Genomic DNA, 9,728 nt, shown 5'->3' with positions numbered 1-9,728 from the left:
GCCCTCGTACGTGCCGACCAGCAGGTCGGCCACGGCGGACGGGTCGATGTCGCGGCGGAGCCGGCCGGCGGCCTGCTTCGCGGCGATGCGATCGCGGAGCGCGCGCTGCAGGCGCCGCCGGAACCCGGCCAGGCCGCGGGTCCACGCCGGGCCCGCCGCCTCCAGCGCGCGGATCACGTGGCGGTTGCGCCAGAGCAGCTCGAGCGACTCCAGGTCCACCGCCACCTCGAACTCGAGCTGCGCGCGCAGCAGCGCCGGGCCGTCCTCGTCGCGGTGGTCCCGGTCGAAGCGGCGCTCCGCCTCCTCGCGGCGGCGGGTCTGCTCCTCCAGCGCGCCGTAGAGCCGCTGGACGATCTCGGCGAACGCCGCGTCCTTGGTGGGGAAGTGCAGGTAGAAGGCGCCCTTCGAGATGCCGGCGCGGCGCGCGATGTCCTCGACGCGGGCGTGCGCGAGCCCGTGGCGGCAGATCTCCTCGCGGGCGGCCTCGAGCAGCGCCTCGTGGGCGCCGGGGGCTGGGCGGCGGGCCATGGCGACGCCCCTTGTACGGCGCCGCGCGCGCGACCGCAAGCGTCACTGACCGACGGGTCAGGAATTGCGGGCCAGCCCGGGCGGGCCGGCGGCGTCACGCCGGGCCCGGGCGCCGTCAGGGATCGAACGTGCCGGCCGCGCGCGCCAGGGCGAGGCGCGCCAGGCGCGCGTCGAGCGTGGCCGCGACCAGGCCCAGCTCGGCGGAGGACGCGGCGCTGGTGGCGTCCGCCACCTCGAGGTAGGTGGCCGCGCCGGCGGCGTGGGCCCGCTGCGCCTGCTCCAGCGCCTCGCGCGCCAGCGCGGCCTGCTCCTCGGCCTTGCGCGCGGCGGCCGCCGCGCTGTCCAGGTCCAGCCGGGCGCGCCGGACCTCGTCGCGCGCCTTGTTCGAGGCGAGCGCGAGCGCCGCGTCGGCCTCGGCCGCGCGGTGGCCCGCGTCGGCGAGCTCCGCCTCGCGCCGGCCGCCGTCGAAGAGCGTCCACTGCAGGCCGAGCAGCACGGTCCAGCCGGCGTGCTCGCCGGTGAAGCCGGTGATGCTGGCCCAGCGCCAGGTCCCGCTCACGCCCAGCGTCGGGAGGTAGGCGGCGGCCGCCTCGCGGCGCTGCCCCTGCGCCAGCGCCAGGCGCCCGCGGGCGGCCTCCACGTCGGGGCGGCGGGCGGCGCGCTCCTCCTGCTCGCGCGCGTCGGCGGACGGCGCCGGCGGCTCGGGGGGACGCTCCACCTCGAAGTCCGCGTCGCGGTCCAGGAGCGTCGCGAGCGCGAGCCGGGCCGCCGCGTACGCGTTCCGCGTCCGGATCAGCTCCTGCTCCGCGCGCGCGCGGTCGGTGCGCGCCTTCAGCAGGGCCAGGCGCGGCGCGGCGCCCTGGGCGGCGAGGTGCTCGGCGTCGGTCTCGTGCCGCCGCCAGGTCTCGAGCGTGCGCTCCTGCACCGCGACCGCCTCGCGGAGGGTGGCCGCGCCGTAGTAGAGCTGCGCGACCCCGTACAGCAGCTTCTGGCGGGTGTCGGCGACCTGCGCGCCCGCAACCTCCTCGGCCAGGTATGCGTTGCGGATGGCCGGCCAGAGCCGCGGCGCGAGGAGCGCCTGCCTCACCTCGGCCTGGACGCCGTACTGCGTCTTCCGCTGGAGCTCCAGCTCCTCGACCGAGGTCGGGACGAGCGCGAGCGTGGTCGCCTCGCCGGGGAGGTTGACCGGGGAGAACGGGCGCCCGGGATCGTAGGGCGGGAGCGCCGCGCGCGGCGCGCTGGTGGGCCGGCCCACGTCGCGGATCGCGAAGCTCGTGGGCAGGTCGAGCACCACGTCCTCGGAGTTCCAGGCGTACGAGCCGCCCGCGGTCACCTGGGGCAGGTAGTGGCTCCACGCCTTCCGCGCCAGCGTCCGCGCCTGGGCGAGCCGCTCGCCGGCGATGCGCAGCTCGAGGCTGGCCTCGCGGGCGCGCCGGAACGCCGCGTCCAGCGTGAGCACCGGCGGCGCCGGGGCGGCGGCCTCGGCCGCGGCGGGGGGAGCGCCGGCCTCCGCGGCCGCGGCGAGCGCGAGGGCGAGCAGGGAGGGAGCGATCATGGGGTGGTCCTCGAGGCAGGGGAGGGCGGCTCGGCCCCGGGCCTCCGCCGCAGCGCGGCGAGGCGGCGCGCCAGCGGGGCGCGGCGGACCACCAGCACCGCCAGGGCGGAGTGGAGGACGAGCAGCGCCCCGAGCCAGGCGAGCTGGGGCGCGACGGCGGCGAGGTCGCCGGTCTTCATGACCAGCACCCGCAGGGCCCGCAGCGCGGGGGTGGCCGGGAACACGGCGGTGGCGAGCTCGACCGCGCGCGGGAGCTGGCCGGGAGGCCAGGTGAACCCGGACGCGAGGAAGAGCGGCACCGAGAAGAACATCAGGAGCTGGAACGTGCCCATCCGATCGCGCGCCAGGCTGGCCAGCCCGATCGCGACCGGCACCATCACCACCGCGAAGGCCAGCAGCAGCGCGGCGGTGGCGAGGACGCTCGGGCCGGCCCAGCCCATGGCCGGCATGAGCACGAGCCCCACGAAGGCGACCCCGGCCAGCCAGAACGGCGCGTGGGCGGCGGCCATGCCGAGCAGGCGCGCCAGCGGGAACGGCTCGCGGCCGGCGGGCGGCAGCCCGGCCTCGAGGCGCGCGCCGGCGCTGAACGCGAGCGAGACCACCACGAGCTGCTGGAGGACCACCAGGAAGATGCCGGCGGCGAGGTAGCGGCCGTAGGAGCCGGTGGGGTGGTAGAGGAGGCGATCGCCGACCGCGATGGGCGCGGCGCGGGCGCGCGCCGCCTCGGGCGGCATCCCCTTCGCGAGGAACGCGGCGGTCCGCACGCGCGCGCCGGTGGCGCCCGCGACCGTGACCGCGGCCGGATAGGCGATGGCCCACGTGTACATGTTCGCCCCGCCGGCCCAGACCGCGAGCTGGGCCTGCTCGCCCCGCTTCAGCCGGCGCGAGAAGTCGCCGGGGACGACCAGCAGGAGCTCCGCCTCGTCCCGCCGCAGCGCGGCCACGCCGTCGTCGAGCGAGGCGACGCGGCGGTCGATCCGGAGCTCCGGGGTCGCGTCCAGCTCCAGGGCCAGCCGGCGCGAGAGCGCCGAGCCGTCCAGGTCGAGCAGCAGCGCCGGCCGGTCGCGCGCGTCCTCCGCGTGGTACAGGTAGGCCACGATCACCGGGTACAGCAGCGGGATCGCGAGCAGCACGAGCAGGATCGACCGCTCCCGGCGGATCCGCCCCCGCTCCTCGCGCGCGCTCGCGCGCAGCACGTCCAGCCAGGCCCGGCCGGTCATGCCGCCCTCCGCGCGCGCGCCCGGGCCGCGAGCGCCCGCGCCGCGCGCGACGCCGCGATCACCGCGGCGAAGCACGCGGCCTGGGCGGTGAGCCAGCCGAGCGGCGCGGCCAGGTCCCCGAGCCCGGCGGGCTCGTGGAGGAAGATCCGGAGCGCGCGGCCGAACGGGGTGAAGGGGAGGGCGCTCGAGATGGCGCGGACCGGCGCGGGGATGGCGTCCCATGGCCAGGTGAGCCCGGAGAACATGAGCGAGAGCACCCCGAGCAGCACGGTGGACTGGAACGCGAACGGCCCGCCGCCGAGCAGCGCCGCGACCGCCGCGGCGAACAGCAGCTCCGCGCCCACGAGCGCGAGCAGCGAGAGCGCGACCACCGGGAACGGGCTGGCGGGGCGGATCCCGTCGATGCGGAGCAGCCCGTAAGTGGACAGGAGCGCCAGGGCGAGCGACACGGCGAGCACCGCCGCCCACCGGCCCATCGCCTCGGCCGGGCGGCGCCCGGGGGCGGGCGGCCAGATCACCGACCACGCCAGGAACAGCGTCACCAGGTGCACGAAGAACAGCGCGAACGCCGGGGCCAGGTACACCGCGAAGCTGGCGCCCGGGTTGCGCGCGAGCGCCTCGGTGACGACCACCGGCGCGGCCTTCGCGAGCGCGGCCGACGGTGCGGTGCCGAGCTTCTGGAGCGCGCCCAGCTCGACCCCGGCGGACACGGTGGCGAGCACCTTCGCGATCGTGCGGGAGGCGGTGCGCCCGACCAGCACGTTGCTCATGTCCACGGCGACCAGGACCTCGGCGCGGCGCCCACGCTTCAGGTCCGCCGAGAAGCCGTCCGGCACGAGGACCACGCCCGCCAGCGCCCCGCGGTCGAGCGCGTCCTGCGCGGCCGCGAGTGTGGGGGGCGGGTCGGTGAGCACGCGGAGCTCGGGCGTGGCGTCGAGGTACCGGGCCACGGTGCGGGAGGGGCCGGTGCCGTCCAGGTCGAGGACGGCGATCGGGAGCTCGCGCATCACGCCCTGCCGGTAGGTGGCGATGGTCAGCCAGCTCGCGCCCAGGAACACCGCCAGCATCAGGCGGTAGCGCGGGCTGGCGGCGAGCGCCCGCAGGTGCGCGAGGAAGGCGGCGCGGAACCCCACGGCTCACCTCGGGGCCGCGGGCAGCGCGGGCGCGAAGCGCGCGGTCATGCCGGGGCGCAGCTCGGGGTCGGGCTGGCGCGGCCGGGCCTTCACCTCGAACGTGCGCAGGTCGAAGCTGCCCTTCTCGCCGGTCGCGCGCCAGGTGGCGAAGTCGCCGAGCGGCGCCACCGAGAACACGGTCATCGGCAGGCGCCGGCGCAGCGCCGGGACCTCGACGTCCAGCTCGGTCCCGACCTTCACGGCGCCGAGCAGGTCCTCGCGGACCGGGAACACCGCCCAGGCGTCGGTCCGGTCCACCAGCGTGAGGATGGGGTAGCCGGTGGCGGCGAGCTCGCCGCGGTGGACCAGGATCTTGGCCACCTCGCCGCCGATGGGCGCGGTCTGGACGGTCTCGCGGCCGTAGCTCTCCACCTCGGCCAGGCTCCCCTGGCCCTGGCGGACCAGCGCGCGCAGCGCCTCGACCTCCTCGGCGCGGGCGCCCTTCACCACGAGGTCGTGGCGCGCCTGCGCCACCGCGAGCTGGTCCCGGGCGGCCTTGAACTTGAAGTCGGCCTCGTCGAAGGCGGCCTGGGTGATGGTGCCGGTGGCGAGCAGGGCGGTGGCGCGCTCGTGCGCCTTGGCGGCGACCTCCAGCTGGCTGCGGGCGGTGTCGAGCGCCCGCCGCGCCTGCTGGCGCTCCTCGGCGCGCGCGCCGCGCTCGGCGATCTGGAGCCGGGCGCGGGCTGCATCCACCGCCGCCTTCACCTGGTCGATCTTCGCGGCGACCTCCTGGCTCTCGATGGTGACCAGCTCCTGGCCCTCCTCCACCGGGTCGCCCTCGCGCACCGCCAGCGCCTTCACGCGGCCGGGGATCTTCGAGGCGACGTCGATCTCGGTCGCGTCCACGAGGCCGGTGATGGGCGCCGGGGCGCGCTGGCCGCAGGCGGCCACGAGCGCGACGAACGCGACGAGTGCGAGGAGCGGGGTCAGGGGGCGGCGGGTCATCTCAGGCTCCGATTCCGTCGAGCAGGAGGCGCACGAGGTCGCGCAGCACGGCCTCGCGCGCGCGGGCGGCGCGCAGGTCGGTGGACCACAGCGCCTCGAGGAACGGGCGCTGCATGAAGTAGCCGAGGAACAGCGCGCTGACGCTCATCGTGAACGTCCGCGGCGCCAGGTCGGCGCGGAACGCCCCCTGGGCGACGCCGCGCCGGAGCACGGCGTGGATGGGGTCGAGGTTCGCGGCGATGCGGTCGGTGAGGAGCTTGCGACCGCGGCGGGCGCGCGAGAGCGCCTCCCAGCCCATCAGCCGCACGAAGTCCTCGTGCTCCGAGAGGAACCCGAAGAAGCGGCGCACCAGCGTCTCCACCTCGTCGCGCGGCGCCGCGCGCGCGCCGGCGGGCGTGGGATCGGCGGCGGCGAGCGCGAGCGTCAGGTGCGCGTCGAGCACGGCGCGGTACAGGCCGTCCTTGTCGCCGAAGTACGCGTAGATCATCCGCTTGTTCACGCCGGCGCGCGCCGCGATGTCGTCGATGCGCGCGCCGTCGTAGCCGTGCTCCGCGAACGCGCGGCCGGCCGTCTCCAGCAGCCCGGCCCGGGTGGCCTGCGCGTCGCGCCTGCGAGGGGGAGCCGTCGCCATGCAGGCAAGTATATAACCGGTTAGTTACTTCCGCGGCGTGCGGCTTCGCGACGCACGTCGCGCCCGTGGGACCCCGCCGCCCTTCGGCAAGCTCAGGGTCGGCGGGGCGAGGGCGCAGCCCTCGCTAGCAGGGCACGCTGAAGTAGAACGCCGCCCCGCGGCCCGGCTCGCTCTCGACCCAGGCCTGGCCGCCGTGCGCCTCGACGATGCCGCGCACGATGAACAGGCCCAGGCCGTGGCCGCGCTTCTGGCTGCCGGCCGGCTGCCAGTAGCGGTCGAACAGGTGGTCGCGGACCTCCGGCGCGACGCCGGGGCCGCGGTCCACCACCGCGAAGCGCACGGCGCCGCCGTGCCGCTCGGCGGTGATCACGACCTCCTCGCCGTCCGGCCCGAACTTCAGCGCGTTCCCGACCAGGTTCGCGATCACCTGCGCGATGCGATCCGGATCCCAGGCCGGCACCGGCAGGTCGGGGGCGAGGCGCACCGAGATCCGCTGGCGGCGCTCGGCGGCGAGCGGCTCGAGCGGCTCGGTCGCACGCGCCACCACCGCGGCGGGCGGCTCCGGGCGGCGATCGAGCTGCAGCCGCCCGGCCTCGATGCGGGCGAGGTCCAGCAGCCCCTCGATGAGCCGGTTCATGCCTCGGACGGTGCGCTCGAGCTTCGCGAGGAGCGCGTCGCCCTGCGGGCGGCGCGGCTCGTCCACCAGGCGCGCCAGGCGCTGGATGCCGAGCAGCAGCGCGGACATCGGGTTCTTGAGGTCGTGCGAGACGATCGAGAGCGTGTCCTCGCGGGCCCGCACCGCGCGCTCGACCTCCTCGAACAGCAGCGCGTTCTCGAGCGCCATGGCCGCCCGCGCCGCCAGGTCCTCGGCCAGCGCCAGGTCGTGCCCGCCGTAGCGCCGCGTGGACTCGGCGAACGCGAGCGTCATCACCGCGCGGGTCCGGCCGCGCACCCGCAGCGGCACGACGACCCACGACCGCGCGCGCAGCCGGCGCAGGGCGGCCACGTCGGCCGGCTCGGCGGGATCCGGCGGCGGCGGGTCGGGGTTCAGCTCGGCGCGCCCGCTCGCCGCCACCGCGGCGAGCCCGTGCGCTCCCGGACCGCCGAGCGGGACGGCGCGGGGCAGGGTGCTCGCGAGCGGCGCGAGGTCCGGGTTCCAGTGCTCGGCGGCGACGCGCTCGGCCTGGTCGTCGCGGACCAGGTGGACCAGGCACCAGTCGGCGAGGTGCGGCACCACCAGGCGGGCGAGCTTGCCCAGGGTCGCGCGGTGACCGCGCGCGTCCTCGAAGAGCGCGCCGGTGACCTCGTACAGGAACGCGAGGCGGCGCTGCGTCTCCTCGAGCTGCGCGCGTGCGTCCAGGGCCGCCGCCTGGGAGGCGCCGTCGGGCGCACCCGAAGGGGGCAGGGTGGCGTCCATTCGGAGGCGACTCTAGGCCGCATGTGGGGCGAACACAACCTGCCCGGGAGGCCAGCGGACGCCCTCGGGCGCGGGTCAGCGCCGGACCCAGAGTCCCAGGCGATCCGCGATCGCGTCCGGCGCCAGCACCGCGTCCGCCAGCCCGGCGGCCTGCGCCGCGCCCGGCATGCCGTCCACCGCGCAGGAGGCGGCGTCCTGCGCCACGATCCGGCCGCCGGCGCGCCGGAGCTCGGCGAGCCCCTCGACGCCGTCCCGGCCCATGCCCGACAGGATCACGCCCACCGCCCCGGCGCCGTAGGCGGCCGCCACCGAGCGGAACAGCGGCGTGCCGGAGGGCCGGAACCCGCCCACCGGCGCCTCGTCGGTCACCCTCGCGCGCGCGCCGTCCGCGCTCACGCCCAGGTGCCGGTCGTCGGGCGCGACGTGCACCACGCCCGGCTCGAGGAGCGCGCCGTCCCGGGCGACGCGCGCCGGGAGCGGACCGGCAGACGCGAGCCAGCGCGCGAACCCCTCCGCGAAGCCGAGAGCGATGTGCTGGACCACCAGCACCGGCGCGGGGAAGCCGGCGGGGAGCCGGGCCAGGATGCGCTGCAGCGCGGCCGGGCCGCCGGTCGAGGCGGCCACCGCCACCACCCGGCCGCGGGGAACCTCGGGCGGTGCGGCCGGCGGCGGCGCGGCGAGGCGCGCGGCCTCGGGGCGGCGCAGCAGCGCCACGCGGCTCATGGCCTTCACCGTGGTGACGAGCCGGCGGGCGTCCTCGGCGAAGCCGGGGGAGCCGGGGCCGCGCGGCTTGGGGAGCGCCGCGAGCGCGCCGGCGGCGAGCGCCTTCATCGACAGCGTCACCTCGTTCACGTCGAGCGAGGTGACGATGACGATGGGCGTGGGACGCTCGGCCATGATCTGCGCGGTGGCCTGGATGCCGTCCACCGGCATCATCATCACGTCCATGGTGATCGCGTCGGGCCGCAGCGCGCGCACCAGCGCCAGCGCCTCCGCGCCGTCCGACGCCTGGCCCACCACCTCGAGCTCCGGGTCGGCGGAGAGGATGCCCACCAGCAGCTGGCGGGCGGTGGGCATGTCCTCCACCACGAGCACGCGGATCATGGTCACCCCAGCAGGCGTTCCAGCGTGTCGAGCAGGCTCCGCTGGTCGAAGGCGCTCTTCACCAGGTACGCGCTGGCGCCGGCGGCGAGGCCGCGCGCGCGGTCCGCCTCGGCCTCGCGCGCGGTCACCAGCACCACCGGCAGGGCCGCCAGGGCCCGCGAGGCGCGCACCGCCTCGGTGAGCGCGAAGCCGTCGAGGCGCGGCATCTCCACGTCCGCGACCAGCGCGTCCGCCCCCTCGCGCTCCAGGATGGCCCACGCCTCCGCGCCGTCGGCGGCGGTCGCGACCCGGTACCCGGCGGTCTCCAGGATGGAGCGCTCCAGCGCGCGGGTCGTGGGCGAGTCGTCCACCAGCAGGACGCGCGGCCTCCGCCGCGGCGCCGCGGCGGCCGGCGCGAGCGAGGCGGTGGGCCGGCCCAGCGCCGAGGCCACCACCGCCGGCACGTTCAGCACGAGCGCCACGTCGCCGTCGGGGAGCAGCGCCGCGCCGGCGAGGTGGGGCAGGGCGCGGACCCGGGCGCCGAGCCCGCGCACGCGGAGCTCCTGCTCGGCGAGGAGCGCGTCCACCGCCAGGGCCACGGGGCGGCCGCCCGCGGCCACCACCGCGAGCTGCAGCGGCGCGCGCCCGCCCGCCGGCGCCGCGGCGGGCAGCCCCAGCACCTCGGCGAGCGCGACGGCCGGCACCGGCTCGCCGTCCACGGTCACGGTGTCCCGCCCGCCCAGCGGGCGCAGGCCCTCGGGGTGGACCTGCACGAGGCGCCGGAGCTGGCTCGCCGGGATGGCCACCGACTCGCCGCCGCACGAGACGACCAGCGCGCGCAGCGCGAGCAGCGTCAGCGGCACCACCAGCACGAAGCGGGTCCCGTGGCCGGGCCGCGTCTCCACGTCCACCGCGCCCTGCAGCGCCTCCACCGCGGCGCGGACCGCGTCGAGGCCCACGCCCTGGCCCGACACCTCGGTGACCCGCGGCGCGGTGGTGAAGCCGGGCAGGAACACGCGCCGCGCCAGCGCCCGCGCGTCCGCGGCCTCGGGCAGGCCGGCGCGCTCGGCCCGGCGCCGGATCGCGTCCAGGTCGAGGCCGGCCCCGTCGTCCTCGACCGCGATCTCCACCTCGCCCCCGCGCAGCACCGCCGTCACGGCGATCCGCCCGCGGGCGG

The 9,728-nt window shown here is 77.7% G+C and carries 9 protein-coding genes; all 9 read right to left on the bottom strand.

The genetic code is table 11. From position 1 onward, the window contains the following. Positions 1-528, bottom strand: a 528-nt coding sequence (locus tag PSR1_RS18640) for a TetR/AcrR family transcriptional regulator (protein WP_059438939.1), incomplete at its 3' end; no start/stop codon positions are given. 115 nt (positions 529-643) lie between these two features. After that, positions 644-2,083, bottom strand: coding sequence for a TolC family protein (locus PSR1_RS18635; RefSeq protein ID WP_059438938.1), 1,440 nt, complete (start codon positions 2,081-2,083; stop codon positions 644-646). Next, positions 2,080-3,303: an ABC transporter permease gene (locus PSR1_RS18630; protein ID WP_059438940.1), complete on the bottom strand. Its 1,224-nt coding sequence runs from the start codon at positions 3,301-3,303 to the stop codon at positions 2,080-2,082. The genes PSR1_RS18635 and PSR1_RS18630 overlap by 4 nt, the downstream gene beginning before the upstream one ends. Further along, on the bottom strand, positions 3,300-4,436 hold the full coding sequence (locus PSR1_RS18625) for an ABC transporter permease (protein ID WP_059438937.1): 1,137 nt from the start codon (positions 4,434-4,436) through the stop codon (positions 3,300-3,302). Before PSR1_RS18625 ends, PSR1_RS18630 begins: the two co-directional genes overlap by 4 nt. A gap of 3 nt (positions 4,437-4,439) precedes the next feature. Beyond that, complete coding sequence (locus PSR1_RS18620; RefSeq protein ID WP_059438936.1) at positions 4,440-5,420, bottom strand: HlyD family secretion protein; 981 nt, start codon at positions 5,418-5,420, stop codon at positions 4,440-4,442. Between the two features lies 1 nt (position 5,421). Then, positions 5,422-6,051, bottom strand: a complete 630-nt coding sequence (locus PSR1_RS18615; protein ID WP_059438935.1) for a TetR/AcrR family transcriptional regulator — start codon at positions 6,049-6,051, stop codon at positions 5,422-5,424. Positions 6,052-6,175: 124 nt separating this feature from the next. After that, the gene (locus PSR1_RS18610; RefSeq protein ID WP_059438934.1) at positions 6,176-7,468 is read right to left on the bottom strand and encodes a HAMP domain-containing sensor histidine kinase; all 1,293 of its coding nucleotides are present in this window, start codon (positions 7,466-7,468) and stop codon (positions 6,176-6,178) included. A gap of 75 nt (positions 7,469-7,543) precedes the next feature. Further along, positions 7,544-8,572: a chemotaxis-specific protein-glutamate methyltransferase CheB gene (cheB, locus tag PSR1_RS18605; protein WP_059438933.1), complete on the bottom strand. Its 1,029-nt coding sequence runs from the start codon at positions 8,570-8,572 to the stop codon at positions 7,544-7,546. Positions 8,573-8,574: 2 nt separating this feature from the next. Continuing rightward, positions 8,575-9,728, bottom strand: a 1,154-nt coding sequence (locus PSR1_RS18600; protein WP_152643381.1) for a response regulator, incomplete at its 5' end; no start/stop codon positions are given.

The organism is Anaeromyxobacter sp. PSR-1, from assembly GCF_000964525.1.
Taxonomy (GTDB): domain Bacteria; phylum Myxococcota; class Myxococcia; order Myxococcales; family Anaeromyxobacteraceae; genus Anaeromyxobacter.
The sequence above is the reverse complement of the archived record's forward strand: the minus strand, read 5'-3'. Positions and strand labels throughout refer to the sequence as shown.

What these genes read in the sequence shown, in the direction of transcription:
- PSR1_RS18635 (WP_059438938.1), bottom strand. Translation starts at nt 2,083, where the DNA reads ATGATCGCTCCCTCCCTGCTCGCCCTCGCGCTCGCCGCGGCCGCGGAG.
- PSR1_RS18630 (WP_059438940.1), bottom strand. Translation starts at nt 3,303, where the DNA reads ATGACCGGCCGGGCCTGGCTGGACGTGCTGCGCGCGAGCGCGCGCGAG.
- PSR1_RS18620 (WP_059438936.1), bottom strand. Translation starts at nt 5,420, where the DNA reads ATGACCCGCCGCCCCCTGACCCCGCTCCTCGCACTCGTCGCGTTCGTC.
- PSR1_RS18615 (WP_059438935.1), bottom strand. Translation starts at nt 6,051, where the DNA reads ATGGCGACGGCTCCCCCTCGCAGGCGCGACGCGCAGGCCACCCGGGCC.
- PSR1_RS18610 (WP_059438934.1), bottom strand. Translation starts at nt 7,468, where the DNA reads ATGGACGCCACCCTGCCCCCTTCGGGTGCGCCCGACGGCGCCTCCCAG.
- cheB (WP_059438933.1), bottom strand. Translation starts at nt 8,572, where the DNA reads ATGATCCGCGTGCTCGTGGTGGAGGACATGCCCACCGCCCGCCAGCTG.